Annotated in this window: 16 protein-coding genes; 9 read left to right on the plus strand and 7 right to left on the minus strand. The window is 72.6% G+C overall.

Annotation, left to right across the window (positions count from 1 at the left end):
- The first annotated feature begins 110 nt into the window (after positions 1–110).
- The gene (locus tag G4D86_RS09590; RefSeq protein ID WP_163991827.1) at positions 111–551 is read left to right on the plus strand and encodes a DoxX family protein; all 441 of its coding nucleotides are present in this window, start codon (positions 111–113) and stop codon (positions 549–551) included.
- 19 nt (positions 552–570) lie between these two features.
- Here the strand turns inward: G4D86_RS09590 and G4D86_RS09595 are convergent, their stop codons facing one another.
- Together G4D86_RS09595 and G4D86_RS09600 are read right to left on the minus strand one after the other, a co-directional pair.
- Complete coding sequence (locus G4D86_RS09595) at positions 571–879, minus strand: hypothetical protein (RefSeq protein WP_163991829.1); 309 nt, start codon at positions 877–879, stop codon at positions 571–573.
- Between the two features lie 41 nt (positions 880–920).
- Positions 921–1,826, minus strand: coding sequence for a metallophosphoesterase (locus G4D86_RS09600; RefSeq protein WP_163991833.1), 906 nt, complete (start codon positions 1,824–1,826; stop codon positions 921–923).
- Positions 1,827–2,115: 289 nt separating this feature from the next.
- Between G4D86_RS09600 and G4D86_RS09605 the strand changes: the two genes are divergently transcribed.
- On the plus strand, positions 2,116–3,336 hold the full coding sequence (locus G4D86_RS09605; RefSeq protein ID WP_240360142.1) for a sensor histidine kinase: 1,221 nt from the start codon (positions 2,116–2,118) through the stop codon (positions 3,334–3,336).
- 71 nt (positions 3,337–3,407) lie between these two features.
- On the opposite strand, the gene G4D86_RS09610 is transcribed toward G4D86_RS09605, so the two are convergent.
- From G4D86_RS09610 to G4D86_RS09620, 3 genes are all read right to left on the minus strand, one after another.
- Entirely contained in the window at positions 3,408–5,012 is a 1,605-nt protein-coding gene (locus G4D86_RS09610; protein WP_240360143.1) for a ligand-binding sensor domain-containing protein, read from the minus strand.
- 205 nt (positions 5,013–5,217) lie between these two features.
- Complete coding sequence (locus tag G4D86_RS09615; RefSeq protein WP_240360144.1) at positions 5,218–5,847, minus strand: hypothetical protein; 630 nt, start codon at positions 5,845–5,847, stop codon at positions 5,218–5,220.
- Between the two features lie 133 nt (positions 5,848–5,980).
- A complete protein-coding gene (locus G4D86_RS09620) occupies positions 5,981–6,358 on the minus strand; it encodes a response regulator (protein WP_163991837.1) in 378 nt (125 codons plus the stop codon).
- Between the two features lie 345 nt (positions 6,359–6,703).
- Between G4D86_RS09620 and G4D86_RS09625 the strand changes: the two genes are divergently transcribed.
- Positions 6,704–8,005: a trypsin-like serine peptidase gene (locus tag G4D86_RS09625; protein ID WP_163991839.1), complete on the plus strand. Its 1,302-nt coding sequence runs from the start codon at positions 6,704–6,706 to the stop codon at positions 8,003–8,005.
- A 193-nt stretch (positions 8,006–8,198) separates the two neighbouring features.
- Here the strand turns inward: G4D86_RS09625 and G4D86_RS09630 are convergent, their stop codons facing one another.
- Positions 8,199–8,648: a Fur family transcriptional regulator gene (locus G4D86_RS09630; protein ID WP_163991841.1), complete on the minus strand. Its 450-nt coding sequence runs from the start codon at positions 8,646–8,648 to the stop codon at positions 8,199–8,201.
- Between the two features lie 573 nt (positions 8,649–9,221).
- Between G4D86_RS09630 and G4D86_RS09635 the strand changes: the two genes are divergently transcribed.
- Positions 9,222–11,189, plus strand: coding sequence for a sensor histidine kinase (locus tag G4D86_RS09635; protein ID WP_205519510.1), 1,968 nt, complete (start codon positions 9,222–9,224; stop codon positions 11,187–11,189).
- A gap of 77 nt (positions 11,190–11,266) precedes the next feature.
- Here G4D86_RS09635 and G4D86_RS09640 read toward each other — a convergent pair whose 3' ends face one another.
- Complete coding sequence (locus tag G4D86_RS09640; protein ID WP_163991845.1) at positions 11,267–11,767, minus strand: Hsp20/alpha crystallin family protein; 501 nt, start codon at positions 11,765–11,767, stop codon at positions 11,267–11,269.
- Between the two features lie 351 nt (positions 11,768–12,118).
- Between G4D86_RS09640 and G4D86_RS09645 the strand changes: the two genes are divergently transcribed.
- The 5 genes from G4D86_RS09645 to G4D86_RS09665 are packed head-to-tail and all read left to right on the plus strand — an operon-like array spanning position 12,119 to position 19,883.
- Entirely contained in the window at positions 12,119–12,496 is a 378-nt protein-coding gene (locus G4D86_RS09645) for a response regulator (RefSeq protein WP_163991847.1), read from the plus strand.
- Complete coding sequence (locus G4D86_RS09650; protein WP_163991849.1) at positions 12,493–14,544, plus strand: chemotaxis protein CheA; 2,052 nt, start codon at positions 12,493–12,495, stop codon at positions 14,542–14,544. The genes G4D86_RS09645 and G4D86_RS09650 overlap by 4 nt, the downstream gene beginning before the upstream one ends.
- On the plus strand, positions 14,541–14,987 hold the full coding sequence (locus tag G4D86_RS09655) for a chemotaxis protein CheW (protein ID WP_163991851.1): 447 nt from the start codon (positions 14,541–14,543) through the stop codon (positions 14,985–14,987). Before G4D86_RS09650 ends, G4D86_RS09655 begins: the two co-directional genes overlap by 4 nt.
- On the plus strand, positions 14,968–17,517 hold the full coding sequence (locus G4D86_RS09660) for a methyl-accepting chemotaxis protein (protein ID WP_163991853.1): 2,550 nt from the start codon (positions 14,968–14,970) through the stop codon (positions 17,515–17,517). Before G4D86_RS09655 ends, G4D86_RS09660 begins: the two co-directional genes overlap by 20 nt.
- The gene (locus tag G4D86_RS09665) at positions 17,514–19,883 is read left to right on the plus strand and encodes a HEAT repeat domain-containing protein (RefSeq protein ID WP_163991855.1); all 2,370 of its coding nucleotides are present in this window, start codon (positions 17,514–17,516) and stop codon (positions 19,881–19,883) included. The genes G4D86_RS09660 and G4D86_RS09665 overlap by 4 nt, the downstream gene beginning before the upstream one ends.

Raw genomic sequence — 19,883 nt, forward strand, 5'->3', positions numbered from 1 at the left:
CAGACGGGCGGGCGGGCCCTCGCTGTCCCGCCGGAATCAATGGCCACCTTGTGAATGACTTCCGCCCGCTGGCGTTGAGGGGGTGGGAGGCGGGATACAGGGAGGACGTCATGGGCGTGCTTGCGCCGCTGGGCCGGCTGCTCTTCTCGGCCATCTTCATCACCAGTGGCTTGAACCACTTCTTCCAGCTCCAGGCGCTGACGGCCTATGCCCAGTCCTCGGGCGTGCCGGAGCCGCGCCTGGCGGTGCTGGCGTCCGGCGTGGCGCTGGTGCTGGGCGGCCTCATGGTGCTGCTGGGCGTGTTCGCCCGCCTGGGGGCGGCGGCCATCGCCGTCTTCCTCGTGGCCGCGGCCTTCATGGTGCACAAGTTCTGGCTCGTCGCCGACCCGGTGCAGGCACAGGACCAGCTCGTCCACTTCATGAAGAACCTCTCCATGGCGGGAGGCGCCCTCTTCATCGTCTACTTCGGCTCGGGGCCCTTCAGCCTGCGCAGCCGCAAGCGCGAAGAGGGGCTCGGCGGCGGACGGCTGGGCGTGCCGCTGCGGCACTGAGGGCCGCGCGCGCGAGTGGCTAGGGCGTGGCGCTGGCCGTGCCCGCCGGTTGCGCGTCGGGCACCCAGGGGATGTGCGCGGCCGCCTCGGGGAGGTTGTGCTTCAGCTTGTCGCAGGGCACCGCCACGAGCGCGAAGGTGAACTCCGCGCCCGGCTGGCGCAGGAAGCACGTCTCCGTGCGCGGGTCGATGAGGTAGCTGTAGCCACCCCCCAGGTCGATGATGGAGAAGCGGCCCTGGGCCTGGAGGTCGGCCCGGGCCACCTGCGCGTGGGGGAAGGTACAGCCCGTCACGGCGAGAGCGGCGGCGAGGAGGAGCAGGGTGCGCATGAGCGCCCATGCTACCCACTTCGCCGCTGGCGGGGCACCGCTCAGCTCGCGACGGCCGCCGCTTCGCCGCGCAGCGTGAAGAAGGCCACCTCGGGCTCGGCGCCGCGGCGCAGGTACGGGCCGCCGAAGCCGAAGCCCAGCCCGCGATTCACGTAGAGCTGGTTGCCATTCACGCGGTAGTGGCCGCTGATGTACGGCTGGCCCGCGCGGCGGAAGATGGCCTCGGTGAGGCCGCGCACCACGAACTGGCCGCCGTGCGTGTGCCCGGAGAACTGCACCAGCCCGGCGTGCGCGGGCAGCTTCTCCACCGTCGGCGGCGCGTGCGTCAGCACCAGCCGCGTGCCGCCCTCCGGCGCGCCGCGGAACGTCGCCTCCACGTCGTCACGGCCCGTGCGCCCGTCGTCGATGCCCAGCACCGTCACCGGCGCGCCCTTCACGTGCACCCGGCGGTGCTCGTTCTGCAGCACCGTGTAGCCCAGCCGCTCGAAGCCCTCGCGGATGTAGGGCCCGTTCACCCAGTGGTCATGGTTGCCCAGCACCACGTAGACGGGGCCCTCGAGGCCCGCCAGCAGCTCGCGCACACGCGGCAGCGGCTTGGGGCTGTGCGTCACGTAGTCGCCGGTGAGGAAGACCAGGTCCGGCTTCGCGTCGTTGACCGCCTCCACCGCGCGGCGGATGCGGATGGCCGAGGTCGCCTGCCCCACGTGCACGTCGGAGAGCTGGGCGATCCTCAGCCCGTCGTGCTCGGCGTGCAGGTGCGGCACGAAGAGGACGTTCTCCGACAGGGAGAAGTGGTCCCTCCAGCGCAGCCGCCGCTCCTCTCGCAGCGGGTCCACTCCGCTCCGGGCCACCAGCTCGTTGCGTCCACCGTGGTGGGTCTCCTGGTACGCATGAGCGGCCGAGGAGGCATGGGGCATGGTGCGACGGGCGAGGCGTCTCAGGCGCATTCGGTTCGGTTCCTCCGTGCCGGGGGCTGCATGAGCGGCTCCAGTCTACGGGAGCCAGTGGGGGTGGGATGAAGCAGGTGCCCCGCGCACGCCTGCCCTCCATGCGGCCGGCGGCGGGGGTGACGGAGAAACGCCCGCGATTTCAGGAAGATTCCGGGTGGGACTCGGGCATCCTTCCACCATTGGACACACGCCCAGAGGCCGCGCGGTGACGTCATCGGGCGGGGTTGCTACACACGCGGGGACGATGACCCCGAGGCTCGGGTCGGCCCAGGACATGGGACCGGACGTGACAACGCCAGCAGGTGGTGGAGGTGACGGGCGCCAGCGTCCCGCCGAGGACTCGCGGCCGGTGGCCCTGGCGGAGCTGATGTCCACCGTGCCGCTGGGCATGGCCCTCATCGACCCCGAGCTGCGCTTCATGGAGGTGAGCGAGGCGATGGCCGCCATGAACGGCGTGCCGCGCGAGGCCCACCTCGGCCGCTCCATGACGGAGGTGCTGAGGGGCACGCCTTCCGGCGCCGACGTCATCCGCCGCGTCCGCCGCGTGTTGGAGACGGGCGAGCCGCTGGAGGGCGTGGAAATCGTCCACCGCGAGCACGGCGGCGGCGTGGAGCGCGTGCGCGTGTACCGCGCCAGCTACCACCCGGTGCGCCGCGACGGCGCCGTCGTGGCCGCGTGCATCTACGTGGAGGACATGACCGAGCGCCGCCGCGTGGAGGCCCAGCGCGACGCGGGCGCCGCGCGCGAGCGGGCGGTGCGCGAGCAGGCCCTGCGCGAGACGCAGGAGGCGGTGCGCGCGCGCGACGAGTTCCTCAGCGTGGCCGCGCACGAGCTGCGCACGCCGCTCACCAGCATGCGGCTGCACCTGCAGTTGCTGCAGCGCCAGGTGGGCACCGCGCAGCCCGGGCTGTCGGAAGAAATCGCCCCGCGCACGCAGGTGCTGGAGCGGCAGCTGTTGCGGCTGGGCAGCCTGGTCAACACGCTGCTGGACGTGTCGCGGCTGGCCGCGGGCAAGCTGAGCCTGGAGCCGCGCGAGCTGGACCTGGCGCAGCTGGTGCGGCAGATGGCGGACGCGTTCGCGGAGGAGTTCAAGAAGGCGGGCAGCGTGCTGACGGTGCACCTGGACGGGCCGCTACAAGGCGAGTGGGACCCGCTGCGCGTGGAGCAGGTGCTCGTCAACCTCCTGTCCAACGCGGCGAAGTACGGCGCCGGCCAGCCGGTGGAGGTGTCGCTGGTGGGCGAGGGCCACACGGCGGTGCTGGCCGTGAAGGACCACGGCATCGGCATCTCCGAGGACGGCATGGCCCGCCTCTTCGGCAAGTTCGAGCGCGCCGTGTCCGAGCGCCACTACGGCGGCCTGGGCCTGGGGCTCTACATCACCCGGCAAATCGTCGAGGCCATGGGCGGCAGCATCACCGTGCGCTCGGCGCAGGGGCAGGGCTCCACCTTCATCCTCCGGCTGCCCACCCAGCCCCAGCCGCCCGTGCAGGTGCGGGCCGCGCGGTAGACGCGACGAAGCCCCGAGGCGCCTGAAGGCACCCCGGGGCTCCCGTGCCGGCTTCGACGGCCGGCGCGTCGTCAGTAGTCGCGCAGGACGGTCAGCCCGTCGTTGGTCAGCACGTAGAGCATGGCCGGCTTCACGCGCGGGTCATACACGAGCTGCAGCACCTGCGAGCCCTTCACGCCCGCCACCTTCTCCAGTGTCTTCTGCGGCGTGAGGCGCCACAGGCCGGACTTCTCGGTGCCGATGAAGAGCGAGCCGTCGCTCGTCGCCGCCAGCGCGTTGATGTTCTGCAGCGCGTCGGCCTGCTCGGCGCTGGTGCCCTTCACCGGGGTGCCCTCCTGGGCCTGGTCGGCCGCCCTGCCCACGGTCAGCTTCCACAGGCCGTACTGCTTGCTGCCCAGGTAGTACGTCCCGTCCGTCGTCTGCTGGAAGCCGCGCCAGTAGTCGAACTCGCTCAGGCCGTTGAGCGCCGGCAGGTAGGCGGACTCCACCTTCATCTTGTTCACCGTCTTGCTGGTGTTGTCCCAGTCGCCGATGCCGGGCGTCGGCGTGACGATGCCGAACATCCACTCGTTGCCGATGAGCACGTCCCCGTCCTGGGCGATGCCGAGCCCATAGGTGTAGCCGGCCATCTGGCTGCCGTCCTTGAGCCACACCGGGTGACGGTGGGCGTTGTACTCCAGCCCGCGGATGCGGGTGACGCCGTGGTTGGAGCCCACGTAGACGTCGCCCTTGTTCGCCCCCTGCATCACCGTCACGCAGCTGTAGATGGCGCGGTCCTCGTCGTAGTGGTGGTCGTTGCTGTTGCGGATGCCGAGGTTGTCCAGGTCGTCAATCTTGCGCGGACCCGTCTGCACCCGCGTGTTGCCCTGGTCGTCCTTCGTGTTGCGGATGGACTGGTGCAGGTGCTCCTCGAGGACAATCTGCCCGCTCGTGTCCAGGCGGACCGCGTCCACGTCGCCGTCCCGGTAGATCTGCAGGCGGCGGTGGCTGTACTCGTAGCACTCGGGCGCGCCCTGGTACGGGTAGTAGCAGGGGTCGCCCTTGCTGATGATGTAGTTGGTGTGCAGCAGCGGGTACTCGGGGTCCTGGCGCAGGTCGTCCGCGAAGTAGCCCACGTAGGCGCGGCCCTGGCTGCCACCGCAGATGACGGTGGAGCTGTAGCCCGCGCTGGCCTGGCCGACAGGCGACGTCGTCCAGGTGACGCGCTTCGTGTCCGCGCGCAGCACGCCGATGGTGGCGCCGTTCAGCAGCCAGATGTTGTGCGCGGCGTCCACGCCGACCGCCTTCACCTTCGAGAGCCCGTACGTCTTCGTGTAGTCCACCACGCTGTCCGTGGGCCACGGGCCCGTGGTGGGCCCCGGGTCCGTGCCACCGTCCGTGCCGCCGTCCGTGCCGGCATCGGTGCCACCGTCGGTGCCCGCATCCGTACCCGCGTCGGTGTCCGTGCCCGCGTCCGTGCCCGCGTCCGTGTCCGTGCCGGCGTCCGAGCCCGCATCGGTGTCGGTGCCAGCGTCCGTGCCCGCGTCGGCGCCCGCGTCCGGACCCGCGTCGGTGCCCGGACGCTCGTCGATGTCATCCCCCGGCTGAGGCGTGGGGACGGGATTGTCCGAACCACCGCATGCCCACGCCGTCACCACCACCACCCCGATACACGCGCCCAGCAGTCGTCGAATCACCGAATCCTCCATGGGGCCCGGCACAGAGCAAGCCGCGTACCGGGCCCGCGACGCCTGTCTGGCCAGGAGGAGCGCCCTCGGTGGTGAATGTTCTTCCCACCATGGCGCCCGCGAGGGCACGGCCTGGGCGGAAGAAACGACCGGGCCCGCCTCCCTGGAGGGAAGCGGGCCCGGTCTGGACGCATTCGGTGTGCGAGCGCGCGAGCTACTTGTTCAGCGTCTCGTCCGCCTCGTTGTGGACGTCCTCGCCGGCCTTCTTGGCGTCCTGCTTGACCTCATTGCCCTTCTGCTCGGCCTTGTCCTCGGCCTTCTGGGCGTCGTCCTTCATCTCCTGCGTGCCGGAGCCGCCGGTGCCCGGCTGCTTCTTCACGTCCTTCTTCGGGGGGCTCTTGGGGCTGGTGGCGCGCAGCTCCAGGGCGACGGCCTCCTGGCCCTCGAGCTGGAACTTGGCGCGAATCGAGGCGCCCTCGGGAATCTGGTCGGTCTTCGCCACCTTCTTGCCGTCCAGCAGCAGCACCGTCTTGTCACGCACGTCCAGGTCCGCGTCGGGCAGGCCCGTCCGGGCGATGCTCACGCCGTCCGCGGTGGCATCCTTCATGGTGCCCGACAGGCTCATGGCCTTGTCCATCTTGAAGGTGCCCTCGTCCTCCGTCTGGGCGCCGACGGCCTTCTTGGCCGTGTCGCCGATGGCCGGGCCGACCTCGGTGGCGTCGACGCCGGTGTCCATCTTCTTCTCGGCCTCGGGGCCGGGCACCTGCTTCTGGGACGGCGGTGCCTGCTGCGCGAAAGCGGCGGTCCCGATGCACAGGGCCAGCGTGGTGATGAGCTTCTTCATGGTTCCCTCTCCCTTCGGTCAGTTGTTCTGACTTCTGGGAGCAAGGGTGGGGAGGCTCTCTCCCCGCGCCAACCTGCTCACCCCCGCGCCCAACCCTCCCGACTGGAGAGCAGGCAGGCGGGGGCGGCAGTCCTCAGGCCGCCTGGCTGAGGCGCTTCACGGCGGACAGCAGCTCGGACAGGTCCAGCGGCTTGCGCAGCCAGCCGGCCACGTCCAGCTCCTCGGCCGCGCCCTTGATGTCCAGGTCCGCGCTGGCCACCAGCACGGGGATGTCGGAGAGGGCCGCGTCGTGGCGCAACGCCTCGCGGAAGGCGAAGCCGTCCATGCGCGGCATCATCAGGTCCAGGAGGATGAGCCCCGGCGGCGTCTCCACCTGCCGCAGTTGGGCCAGCGCTTCCAGGCCGTCCGCGGCGAGCAGGACGGCGTAGCCCTCCAGCTCGAAGACGTCCTGGAGCGCATCTCGGATATCCAGGTCGTCGTCCACGACCAGCAGTGTCTGAAGCGGTTGCACCCAAACCTCCGGCGGCGGTCGGGAAGAGAGGGCCCGCTCCACACCGCGACTAGATGCGTCCGCTCCCACCCCAGCGGAAGCGGAGGCCGGAAGACGGCCGGGTGGAGTGCTCAGCAGCCAACGAAACGGCCCGCGCCCCACGCCCGGCCTGTAGCGGGGTGGATCATCCCGCCGCCCGGGTACATCCGGTAGTAGTTGTAGTCAAGTTGCAATAATGCTCAGAGCCGGGCCTTCTGTCACTTCTTGAATTAGTTGAGTTGCGGATAATCCCGGGTGGGAACAGCATGGGGTCGGCCTCCAGCCCGAGGGGCGGACGGCCTTCACCCCCAAAGGAGTGTTCAGCTCATGCAATTCCCCCGGCTCTCCACCCGCAGGACGCTGCTCGGCACGCTGCTGTGTTCCCTCTCGCTCGCGGCGTGTGGCCCGGCCCCGGAGGCCGGCACGGCCGACGGCGCGCCCACGGGCACGGAGAAGCAGCCCGTCGTCTACGGCACGGACAACCGCACGGACGTGTACGCGCACGCGAATGCCACCCTGCGCGCCCGCGCCCAGCAGGCCACCGTGGCGCTGATGAACCCGTCGGACTTCAACGCGACCAACCCCAACAACGTCACCTTCAACGCGGCCACGCTGCAGAGCGCGTACGGCCTGTGCAGCACCGAGCGCTTCCTGACGGACCTGACGCCGGCGTTCTGCTCGGGCACCCTCATCGACGATGACCTGGTGCTCACCGCGGGCCACTGTGTCACCAGCGCCTCGGCCTGCACCAGCACGCGGCTGGTCTTCAACTTCTACCGCACGGCCGCCAACGCGATGCAGACGGTGACGACGGCGGACATCTTCTCCTGTACGTCCATCGTCGCGCGCCAGCAGGCCACGGTGAACGGGCGCAACCTGGACTACGCCATCCTCAAGCTGGACCGCGTGGCCACGCCGCGCTTCACGCCGGCCCCCATCCGCGCGGGCAACAGCGCGCTGGCGGTGGGCAGCAACGTGACGGTGATTGGCTCGGGCAGCGGCATCCCCTTCAAGATTGACTCGGGCGGCTCCGTGCGCGACGCGCGCGCGGCCACGCTGGACTACTTCGTCGCCAGCACGGACACGTTCGGCGGAAACTCCGGCTCGGGCGTCTACGAGAACACCGGCTACACGGTGGCCGGCATCCTGGTGCGCGGCGAGACGGACTACGTCGCCAACGGCAGCTGCAGCATCGTCAACGTGTGCACGGAGACGGGCTGCCGCGGCGAGGACATCACCTACGTGCGGCCCGCCATCGACGCGTACTGCGGCGTGGCCACCAGCACGCGCCTGTGCGCCGGCTACCCGCCGCCGCCCACGCCGGTGACGTTCACCTTCACCGCCACCAACACCAACAGCGCGCAGCAGAACACCACCAACCGCAACGTCACCCTGGCCGCCGGGCAGACCCTCAACTTCGGCACCTGCACGGTGCCCGGCGCCTCGGGCACCGGTGACACGTACCTGCGCCTGTACAACGGCACCACGCAGGTGGTCTCCAACGACGACTCGTGCGGCGTGCTGTCGTTCGCCAGCTTCAAGGCCACCACGGCGGGCACGTACCAGATTCGCGCCGGCTGCTACTCCAGCGGGAGCTGCAGCGGCACGGTGGCGTATACCATCCAGTAGCGCCTGGACGGCTTGCAGTAGCGCCTGGACGGCTTGCGCGGTAACACCCGGAGGGCTCGCGCCGGCGGTGGCTCCACCGTCCGCGCGCTTTCCGGCCCGGCGCGAGCGGCCCCGGTGGGGCCAGCGTCACGCGAGCCGGGAGAAGGCGGGCCCGCTCACCCCGCGAGGGGACGAAGCGGGCCTCCGCCATCCGTCACACGCAGCGGTCACACAGGCCGCGCAGCTGCACTTCCACCGCGCGCTGGGACACCGCGCGGGGCACGCCCTTGGACGAGGCGATGCGGACCGACTCTTCCGGCAGGCACGCCACGGTGCCGCAGTCGGTGCAGGTGAAGTGCGGATGGCTGCTGCCATGCTCCTCACCCTCGCGCTTCAGCTCGAAGCGCCAGACGTGGTCTCCCAGGTCCGCCCGCACCACCAGCCCGGCCTCGGTCAGGTCCGTCAGGTTGCGGTAGATGGTCACCCGGTCGTAGCCCTCGTCACCGAGCGAGTCCACCAGGTCGGCATGGCTCATCGGCGAGGAGGCGCTCTCCAGCTCCCTCAGCACCGCCACGCGGGGCGCGGTGCTGCGCAGGCCCGCGGCGCGGATGCGGTCCTGGAACTCGGTGAGCTTCGGCTGCGCGGCAAGTCTCTTGGCTCCCATGATGTCCTTTCAATTAACGCAACTGCCATGCACTTTCACCTGTGTCACGAAACAACCCGGAGGGTCCGTCCCGACTCTCCGAGGCGTGGGGGCGAACGGGCGCTCGCGACTCAGATGCAACTGTTTTGCACAAGAACTTCTGTTGCCCTCGTAGGTGAGTAGAGGCCGAGTCGTGAGGCACCCGGGTGGGTTTTCCGTGCTCCCGGTGAGTGCGGCTTTCTTCCGGAGGCCGCGAGCCGCTCCCCGGGGACTGACCCCGTGGGTCTCCAGGTGGCCACGGGTTTGTGGACGCTCGGACGGTAGGAGGGGACGACCCACGCTGCCCGTGTTGACGGGGCTACTGCTGAAACCGTGGATGCATCCGTCATGCAGATGCGTTGTCGCAAGACTGCCTCGCCCCGGCTCGGGCGGGGAGGCGCCGGGGGTCGGGCATCTGGCCGATTTGTACCGGAGAACACTTGCGCCCTGACTGCTTGACTCGGGAGCCCCGCTGCACAGACTGCGACTCTTTCTTCATCTTCAGGGCGGAAGCCGCGTCCTGCCTGCCCGCCCGTCCTCGTCGAATCCGCCGTGATGAAGCCCACCCTCCTGCTCGTCGAAGAACCCGGCCCCGTACGGGAACTGCAGGTGCTGGCGCTGGAGAGTCAGGGGTGGCTGGTGACGGCCCTTGCGGACCTTCCGGCGGCCATCACCCTGCTGCACGCCGAGCCGGCGCACGTGCTGGTGGTGTCGGCGGGCCTGCTGAAGGCGGGCCCGGTGGGGCAGGAGGCGCTGGGGCAGGCCCTGGCGCTGTCGGGCGCGGTGCCGCGCGTCATGGCCTTCCCCGCCGAGCAGGAGGGGCTGCGGAACCTGACGTTGCCGGGGCTCGGCTTCCTCGACAGGCCGCTGTCGCTGGGCTCGCTGGTGGAGGGCGTGCGGCAGGCGTTGCCCCCGGAGGTCCGCGACGCCGAGGTCGCGGTGCAACCCACGGTGCTGGTGGCGGACGACGACCCGGTGTCCCGCAAGCTGCTGCAGCTGCACCTGGTGCCGCTGCGCTTCGAGGTCCTCATGGCCGGCGACGGCATGACGGCGCTGGCGCTGGCGAAGCGCCGGAGCCCCGACGTGGTGCTGGCGGATGCGCTGATGCCGGGGATGGACGGCTTCCGGCTGTGCCTGGCGCTGCGACAGGACCCGCGGCTCTCTCGCGTGCCCGTCATCCTCACGCACACCGTGGTGCCCGACGAGCTGGATTTGCGCATGGCCCACAATGTGGGGGCCAACGGCTTCGTGCGGCGCACGCAGGAGGGTGACGAGCTGGTGGGCGTGCTGCTGCACGAGCTGCGCGCGGGCGCCCCCGCGCACGTGGCGCCGCTCATGGACCTGGGCACCGAGGACCACCTGTACCGGATGGTGCGGCAGCTCGAGCGGCGAGTGGGCCTGCTGGAGCAGGCCGAGCGCACCGCGCGCGAGGGCGAGGCGCGCTTCCGGCTGGTGGTGAACGGCTCGTATGACGGCGTCTGGGACTGGGACCTCCGCCGCCAGACGCTCTACTGGAGCCCGCGCCTGCTGGAGATGCTGGGCCTGCGGCCGGAGGACTTCGCGGGCACCTATGAGGCCTTCAAGGAGCTGATTCACCCGGAGGACCGGCCGGATGTGCTCGCCGCGCTGGCCGCCCACCTGGAGCGGGGCGCGCCGTACGACGTGTCCTACCGGCTGCGGCATGTCACCGGGGGCTACCGCTCGTGCGTGAGCCGGGGCAAGGCGATGCGCGACGCGCAGGGCCGGGCGGTGCGCATGGCTGGCATCATCGGCGACGTGACGGAGCAGCTGCGCATGTACCGCGAGACGCAGGAGGCGGTGCGCGCGCGCGACGAGTTCCTCAGCGTGGCCGCGCACGAGCTGCGCACGCCCCTGGCGGCCCTGCGCCTGCGCGTGCAGGGCGCCCAGGGCGTGCTGCGCGCGGGCGTGGCGTCCGCGCCGGAGCGGCTGGAGCGGGCGCTGGAGGCGGCGGACCGGCAGGTGCAGCGGCTGGCGGACCTGGTGGAGTCGCTGCTGGACGTGTCGCAGCTCCAGGGCGGCGCGCCGCGGCTGCACCTGGAAGAGGTGGACCTGGCGTCGGTGGTGCGTGACGTGGTGGCGCGCTCCGAGGACGCGGCCGCGCGCGTGGGCTGCCGGCTGGTGGTGCAGCCGCTGGTGCCCACGTCGGGCCGGTGGGACATGGCGAGGCTGTCCCAGGTGGTGACGCACCTGCTGTCCAACGCGATGAAGTTCGGGCCCGGCAAGCCGGTGGAGGTGGCGCTGGAGTCCGGGCCGGACTCGGCGACGCTGGTGGTGACGGACCACGGCATCGGCATCTCCCCGGGGCGGGTGGACGGCCTCTTCCGCCGCTTCGAGCGCGCGGTGCCGGTGCGCCACTACGGTGGGCTGGGGCTGGGGCTGTACCGGCTGCGCCGAATCGTGGAGGCGCACGGCGGCGAGGTGTCGGTGAACAGCACCCCCGGCGAGGGCGCCACCTTCCGCGTCCGCCTGCCGCGCGCGGGCCCGCCCGCCGCACGGGCCTGAGGGTGCGCGGGGCGCCAGGCCCCGCGCGTGTCTCCAGGGGGCTACGCGGTGCTACGCCCTGGGGTGCTTCGGGAGTGCTACGCCTTCGGCTTGTCGGTGCCGGGGGCCTTGCCGCCGCCCACGCCCACCTTGATGCGCTTGGGCTGCACCTCGGGCTTCTTGGGCAGCGTCAGGTTGAGCACGCCGTCCTTCAGGTCCGCGGCGATGTGCTCCGAGTCCACGCCCTCCGGCAGGGTGAAGGCGCGGCTGAACGAGCCGAAGCTGCGCTCGAAGGCGAAGTAGCGCTCGTTCTCCTCGCGCTTCTCGAACTCGCGCTTGCCGCTGACGACCAGGCGGTCTCCGGTCAGCGAGATTTCCAGGTCCTTCTCCTGCACACCGGGCAGGTCCGCCTTGAAGATGAACGCGTCCTTCGTCTCCTTCACCTCGAAGGCGGGGATGAACGAGGGGCCCTCGCCCCGCCCGCCCAGCAACTGCGTCATCGCCTCGAGCGGGTCCCAGTTCATCAGCTCCTGCATCTGGGAGAACGGGTCGCGCTCACGACGGGGAATGCTGCCTTCGCGACGGGTGATGTCGGCCATGGGAAGTCCCTCCTCTTTCCTGTTGAAAGGGCCGTCAGCGGCGTCACCCTGGCGCCACCCGGGCCCTGAATGGACCGTAAAGCAGCGCGAGGACGCCGCAAGTCGGGGCACGGGAGGGCGCTGCGCGGAACGCCTCCCCAGAGGGACTCGCGCCTCCCCACCCGGAGGGGGAGCCGCCAGGCGGGTCCGGCCTGCACATCGGGAGCGGCTCCAGAGGCACTTTCCGTCCGGGAGCGCAGGTGTCCCTTCGTACAAATGTCAGCCATTGGGCGCTTGAAGGCCGTATGTAAGTCGTTCTCTTTCATCTTCACGGAATCGCTCTAGGGTCGGCCGCAGTTGCCAGGGGAAGCCATGCCAGAGGTGCTCGTCGTCGATGACAGCAAGGTGATGCGCGACATGGTCGTCGCTTGCCTGCGCCCCTATCCGGGTCTCACCTTCACCCATGCCTCGAGCGGACTGGAAGCCATCGAGCGCCTGTCGCTCCAGCCATATGACCTGCTCGTGCTCGACCTGAACATGCCGGACATCGGTGGCATCGAGGTGGTCGAGTTCGTGCGGAGCCAGGACCGGCTGCGCAACCTGCCCATCATCATCGTCACCACGCGTGGGGACGAGGCGTCGCGGGCGCGGGCGCTGGCGGTGGGCGCCAACCGCTTCATGACCAAGCCCTTCACTCCAGACGCCATCCTCGCCGAGGCGCGAGCCCTGCTGGAGGAGAAGCGCGGGTGACCGGCTCCGTGGACCTCGCGGACTTCCTGCCAGCGTACCTGGCGGAGGCCGAGGAACTGCTGGGCGCGGCCCAGCGGCACCTGCTCGCCGTGGAGGCCAGCGTGCGTCGGGGGCTCGCCCACCCGCGCGCGGTGCGCGAGCTGTTCCGCGCGCTGCACACCATCAAGGGCCTGTCGGCCATGGTGGACGTGGAGTCCATCGTCTCCATCGCCCACTGGATGGAGACGTCCCTGCGCCACTCGGACCGCGCCGGGGGCCGGCTGCCCGAGTCCAGCGTGGAGCCCCTCATGGAGGGGCTGCGCGAAATCGAGCAGCGCGTGCGGCAGCTCGCCGCTGGCAAGCCTGTCACGCCCGTGCCCGCGGGGCTTCTGGAGCGCCTGGAGGCGCTGGAGGCGGCCGCGCTGGGGACGGACCCCGCGAAGCCCGCGCCCGTTGCCCTGGAGCTGGACGCGACGGTCTCCGCCCGCCTCTCCGCCGCGGAGCGTGAGCAGCTCACCGTTGGCGCCGCCGGCAAGCGCGCGGTGCGGCTGGACTTCATCCCGGGCGCCGAGCGCGCCTCCAGCGGCATCACCATCAACAGCGTGCGCGAGCGCGTGGCGAAGCTGGCGGAGGCGGTGAAGGTCCTGCCCCTGTCCGGCCCCGCCGCGGGTGGCGGCTCGCTCACCTTCGTGCTGCTGCTGCTCACCGACGCGACGGATGACGCGCTGCTGGAGGCCGCCGGAGGCCCGCCCGCCTCGGTGCGCGCGCTGACCGCCGCGCCCGCCGTGCCCGCCGCGCCCATCGTCACGACCGAGCCCGAGCTGGAGGCGGTGGTGGCGCGGGTGGAGGAGGAGCCCGAGGAGCAGCGCCGGGGCGGGGGCACGCTGCGGGTGGAGGTGTCCCGCCTGGACGAGGCGCTGGAGCGGCTGGCGGCGCTCGTCGTCAACCGCTCGCGGCTCACCCGCGCGGTGGCGGCGCTGACGGCCGCGGGGGCGCCCACGCGCGAGCTCACCGCCATCCTCCAGGAGAACGGCCGCCAGCTGCGCGACATGCGCGCGGCCATCATCCGCCTGCGCATGGTGAAGGTGGCGGACGTGCTGGAGCGGCTGCCGCTCCTGGTGCGCGGCCTGCGCCGCAGCACGGGCAAGGCGGTGCGGCTGGAGCTGGAGGTGGGCGACGCGGAGCTGGACAAGGCCGTGGCGGACCGGCTGCTGCCCGCGCTGGTGCACCTGGTGCGCAACGCGGTGGACCACGCGCTGGAATTGCCGGAGGAGCGCCGCGCGGCCGGCAAGCCCGAGGAGGGGCTGGTGCGCCTGGCCTGCCACGGCGGCGCCAGCGGGCTGCTCGAGCTGTCCGTCACCGACGACGGGCGCGGCGTGGACGCCGAGGCGGTGGCGCGGCGTGCGGGCGTGCCCGTCCCCGCCACGTCGGACGGGCTCTTGGACGTGCTCTGCCGCCCCGGCTTCTCCACCCGTGACGCCGCCACGTCGACGAGCGGCCGCGGCATGGGCATGGACATCGTCCGCCGCATCACCGTGGACCAGCTCGGCGGCGAGCTGCGGCTGGAGACGCGGCCCGGCCAGGGCACCACCTTCCGCCTGCGCGTGCCGCTGACGATTACGCTGCTGGACGCGCTCATCTTCGAGTGCGCCGGCCTGCGCTACGCGGTGGCGGTGGGCTCCGTGGAGGAGCTCATCGACGTGGACGCGGCGAGGCTGACGCGGCCCGCGGGCGCCAGCGGCGTGGTGCTGGTGGAGCGGCGGGGCAGCGCGGTGCCGCTCTTGTCGCTGGAGCGGCTGCTGGAGCGCGGGAGCCCGGACGGCCAGCGCGGCGGCACCGGGGCCAAGGCGCTCATCGTGCGCCAGCGCGGCGAGCCGGTGGCCTTCGCGGTCGACCGGCTGCTCGGCCAGCAGGAAATCGTCCTCCGTCCGCTGGAGGACCCGCTGGTACGCGTGCCCGGGGTGGCCGGGGCCACGGACCTGGGCGACGGCCAGCCCACGCTGGTGCTGGACCTGGCGGCGCTCGGCGCGGCCCGGAGTGGCAACGGCAGAAGGGAGCGCGCGACATGAGCGTGCTGCACGTGGTGTTCAAGGTGGACGGGGCCGAGTACGCGTTGCCGGCGTCGGACGTGCTGCAGATGGAGACCTTCACCGGCGCCACGCCGGTGCCGGGCGCTCCTTCGCACGTGGCCGGGCTGGTGCAGGTGCGCGGCCGTGTCATCCCCGTGGTGGACGCGCGGGTGCGCTTCGGGCTGCCGCCCGTGCAGCGCTCGCTGGACACGCGGGTGGTGGTGGGCCAGCTCGGCAACCGGACGGTGGGGTTGCTGGTGGATAGCGCCCGCGAGGTGTTGAAGCTGGACCCGGCGCAGGTCAAGCCGCCCCCTCCGCTGGTCGTGGAGGGAGCGCGCGGGTTCGTGAAGGCCGTGGCCCAGGTGGGGCCGCGGTTGGTGATGCTCATTGATTTCCCCCGGGTCATCGGGGAGGAGGCGCCGGATGGCGACGGACAACGGTAACGGGGCGGTTGCGCTGGAGGACGCGCGCAACCTCGCCGAGAGCGCGGCGCGCGGCGTGCAGGAGACCACCAGCCTGGTGCAGGCGGCGGAGGCCCTGGCGACGCGACTGGCGGCGAGCGGCAACGAGCAGGCCGCCGCCTCCGAACAGGTGCGCTCCGCGATGGAGAACGTCGCCGCCCACGTGGAGGAGACGGGCCTGTCGGTGCACGAGCTGGTGCGGGCCCAGCGCACGGTGAGCGACACCGCGCGCGGCCTGCAGCAGGAGGCCGAGGCCACCGCGGGCGCGCTGCAGGAGGTGAATGCCTCCGTGGCCGGCGTGCGCAAGGACGCCGCGCACCTGGCCGCGTCGTCGGACACCACCGCGGCCACGCTGGAGCAGGCGACGCGCTCGGTGAAGGGCGTGAGCGCCAACTCGGAGGAGCTGGCCGCCTCCAGCGAGGAGCTGTTGGCCTCGATGACGGAGATGAACGCCACGGTGGCGGACCTCGTCGCCCGCAACCAGTCCAGCGCCGCCGCCACCGAGCAGGTGGCCGCCACCGCGGAGGAGATGGCCAAGGGCATCTCCCGTCTGGCCACGGACTCGCAGGCGGTGGGCGAGCGCGTGGCGCAGGTGTCCACCACGGTGGTGAACATCGGCCGGGTGCTGGGCGAGGTGGCCCGCGACGCCACCAGCATGGCCGCCAGCGTGGAGGAGACGGCCTCCACGTCGGAGGAGCTGGCGCGCAGCGTGCGCGGCGTGGCCGAGCATGCGCGCACGCTGGAGGCGAGCGCCGCCTCCACCGCGTCCACCGTGGAGGAGGTGGCCGCCAGCGTGGAGGAGGTGGCCGCCACCGCGGAGAAGAACGCCGCCGTGGTGGACGCGAACGCCGCCACGATTGAGCAGCTCGCCCGCTCCGCCCAGTCCGTGGCGAAGGCCGCGGAGAGCATCAACACCCTGGCCGCCAGCAGCGCCACCGCCTCCACGCAGCTGGAGACGTCCACGCGCCGGGTGGCGCAGATGACGGAGGAGGCCCGCGCCAACGCCGAGCGCGTGGGCACCACCGCGCGCGACGGCGGCGCCACGGTGACGCGCTCCATCGCCGGCTTCACCCGCATCCGCCAGTCCATCGTCGAGTCCTCCGGCGTCATGAAGGAGATGGGCAAGCGGGCGGAGGAGATTGGCGACATCGTCCAGACCATCAACCTCATCGCGGACCGCACGAATCTGCTGTCCCTCAACGCCAGCATCGAGGCGGCGCGCGCGGGTGAGCACGGCCGCGGCTTCGCGGTGGTGGCGGAGGAGATTCGCGCCCTGGCGGACCGCGCGGCGGCGGCCAGTGCGGACGTGGCGAAAATCGTCCGGGGCCTCCAGACGACGGCGCGCGAGGCGGCCACCGCCACCGGCGAGGGCGTGCGCGCGGCGGACGAGAGCGCGGCGCTGGCGTCCGACGCGGAGCGGGCGCTGTCCACCATCCTCAAGGGCGTGGAGGACCTGGGGCAGAACGTGCGGGAGGTGTCGCGCGCGTCCGGCGAGCAGGTGCAGGCGGTGCAGGCCCTCACCCAGGCCACGGCGAAGGTGAGCGAGCAGGGACGCGTCATCACCACCTCCGCGGTGGAGCAGGCGCAGGCGGCGCAGTCGCTGGCCCAGGGCGGCACGGAGATGCGGCGCATGGCCCGCCAGACGACGCAGGCCACGGCGGACCAGGCGCGCGCGCTGCGCGACGCGGTACGCTCCAACGGCCAGCTGGCGGAGGTGGCCCAGAAGGTGTCGCGGGCCGTGCAGGAGCAGGCCGCGGCGTCCGCGGAGCTGGCCAAGGCCTCCGCGCAGATGCGGCAGCTGGTGCAGACGGTGAGCGGAGCGGTGGCGGCGCAGAGCAAGGAGGTGGCCGCCGTGGGCACGCTGTCGCAGGAGTCGTCCACCGCCACCCAGCGCACGCTGCTGGGGCTGTCCGAGCAGGCCAAGGCCGCCACCGAGGTGACGAAGGCCATGGAGGAGACGCGCAAGCAGGTGGCCCAGTCCGCGCGCGGCATGGCGGAACAGGCCCGCGCCCTCAAGCAGGGCGAGGTGGCCAGCCGCCAGGTGGCGAAGCTGGCGGCGGAGGTGACGCGCGCCACCGACGAGCAGGCGCAGGCACTCACCGCGCTGGTGAAGGGCGCGGACGAGGTGCGGCGGGTGGCGAAGACGACGTCGCGGGCGCTGGACGAGCAGACGGAGGCGCTGGCCGCCCTCGCGACCTCCGCCAGCCGCCAGGCCACCGGCGTGGCCTCGATGGCGCGCGCCAGCGGTGAGTCCACCACGGTGACGGAGGGGCTGGCCAAGAGCGTGGAGGAGATGCGCGCCCGCGCCCGGGAGGTGCTCACCACCACCGCGCAGCAGACGCGCACGGCCACCACCACCGCGGCGGAGGTGCGCGAGGTGGCTGGGCGGTTGGCCCAGCTCACGCGGCTCCAGGGTGAGCAGGCGGAGAGCCTGGCGAGGCTGAGCGTCGCGCTCGGCGGCGCGCGCAACCCCGAAGCAGGGGCCGCGCGGGCCCGGGAGAAGCAGGCGTGACGGCGTCTTCTTCGGCACCCAGCCACCCGCTCGCCCTGTCCGCGGACGACCGCGCGCAGGTGGAGGCGGTGGAGCAACTGGCGCGGCGCGGCACGGGCAGCCTGGAGCTGCTGGTGGCCGGCCTGGACGCACCGAGCTGGGCGGTGCGCCGCGCGGTGGTGGGCGCCCTGGCGCGGCTGGGCACTCCGGCCGTGGCCCCGCTGCGCGACGTGCTCAGCCACCGCCGCGACAGCGAGGCGCGCCTGGCCGCCGCGGTGGAGGCGCTGGTGGCCTCGTCGGGCGACGTGGAGGGGCTCCTGGAGCCGCTCGCGGAGGACCCCAACCCGGCCGTCGTCTGCGACATCGCCCAGGTGCTGGGCCGCCGCCGCGGCCGCCGCTCGGTGCCGCTGCTGGCCCGGCTCACCGTCCACGCGGACGACAACGTGGCGGTGGCTTCCATCGAGGCGCTGGGCCGCATTGGCGGCGGGGCCGCGGTGGACACGCTGCTGGCGGCGCTGGGCAGCGGCAACTTCTTCCGCATCTTCCCGGCCATCGACGTGCTGGGGCGGTGCGGGGACCCCATCGTCGTGCCGGCGCTGCTGGGCCTGCTGTCGGACCCCTTCTACGCGCTGGAGGCCACGCGCGCGCTGGGCCGCACCGGCCAGGAGGCCGCGGTGCCCGCGCTGGTGGGGCTCTTGCGCCGGGGCAACGACGCGCTGGTGCGCGGGGCCGCGGTGGCGCTGGTGGACATCCACGAGGCGCAGGTGCAGCGCTTCGGCGGCGCGCGCGCGGTGCAGGGCGCGCTGCGCTCCGACGCGGACGTGACGGTGCTGGGCCGGCGGCTGTCCCAGGCGATTTCGGGCGCGGACTCGGCGGAGAAGGCCGCCCTGTCGCGGCTGCTCGGCTGGGTGGGCGGGCCGGACGCCGCGGGGGGCCTGCTGAAGCTGTTGGACGGGCCGGACCCGACGGTGGCGCGCGCGGCGGCCAGCGCCCTGGCGGACCTGGGCTCGGACGCGGACGCGCAGATTCTGGCGGCGCTGCGCGACGGCGACAGCGCCCGGCGCCGCGTGCTGCTGCCGCTGGTGGGCCGCAAGGCGGTGTCGGTGCCGGACGTCATGGCGTGCCTGGACGACCGGGACGCCTCGGTGCGCGCGCTGGCGGCGGACACGCTGTCGCGCATCGGTGACGCCACCGCGGTGCCCGCCCTCTTCACCCGCCTGGTGGACGAGGACCCGCGCGTGGTGCAGGCCACCGTGGGGGCCATCCAGTCGCTGGGCAGCGAGCAGACAGAGGCGCTGGCGTTGCAGGCGGCGCGCTCGCCGGACGCGCGCCTGCGCCGCGCGGCGCTGCGCATCATCGCCTACTTCGGCTACCCGCGCGGGCTGGACGTGCTCCTGCAGGCCATGCGGGACTCGGACGAGCGGCTGCGCGACGCGGCCATCTACGGCCTGCCCTACATCGAGGACCCGCGCGCGGTGGACGCGCTGCTGTCGGCCGCGGCCCACGAGTCCGAGCGCACGCGCGCGGCGGCCATGCGTGCGCTGGGGCAAACGGAGAAGGAGGCCCGCATCACCTCCACGCTGCTGGGCGGCCTCAACGACAGGGACCCGTGGGTGCGCTACTACGCGTGCCAGTCGCTGGGGAAGCTGAACGAGGAGGCGGCGGCGGACGCGATTGTCGCGCTGGCGGACGACGACGCGGGCCAGGTGCGCGTGGCGGTGGTGGACGCGCTGGCGCACATGCACACGGAAGGGGCCATGGCGGCGCTGCGGCGCGCGGCCACCAGCCAGGACGCGGACGTGCGCCGCGCGGCGCTGCTGGGCCTGGGCGTGGCCCGCCGCCCGGACGCGCTGCCGGTGCTGCTGGAGGCGGTGGGCTCCGAGGACGCGGCCACGCGGCTCGTCGCCCTGTCCGCGGTGGCCGAGTACGACACCCCGGAGACGCTGCCCGCGCTGCTGCGCGCCGCCAGCGACAGGGACGACAGCGTCCGCAACGCGGCGGTGGGCTTCCTCGCCACGCGCCCCGGCGTGCCCGCCACCCAGGCGCTGGTGACGCTGCTGGGTGACGTGACGCTGCGCGAGCGGGTGGTGAGCGCGCTGGCGCTGCCCATGGAGGGCCGGCTGCCGGGGCTGCTCACCGCGCTGGAGGTGTCGGACGAGGTGACGTCTCCGCTGCTGGTGGCGGCGCTGGCCCGCATGCGCCGGGCGGATGCGCGCGCCGCGCTGCTGCAGGCGTTGGTGTCCGCCAGCCCCGCGGGCCGCCGCGCCGCGGCCCCGGCCGTGGCGGCGCTGAGCACCGTGGAGGCCCGCGAGGCGCTGGAGCACGGCTCCACGCACGATGAGGACGCCGACGTGCGGCGCGCCTGCGTCCAGGCGCTGGGACGGTAG

Source organism: Pyxidicoccus caerfyrddinensis, from assembly GCF_010894405.1.
Classification (GTDB): domain Bacteria; phylum Myxococcota; class Myxococcia; order Myxococcales; family Myxococcaceae; genus Myxococcus; species Myxococcus caerfyrddinensis.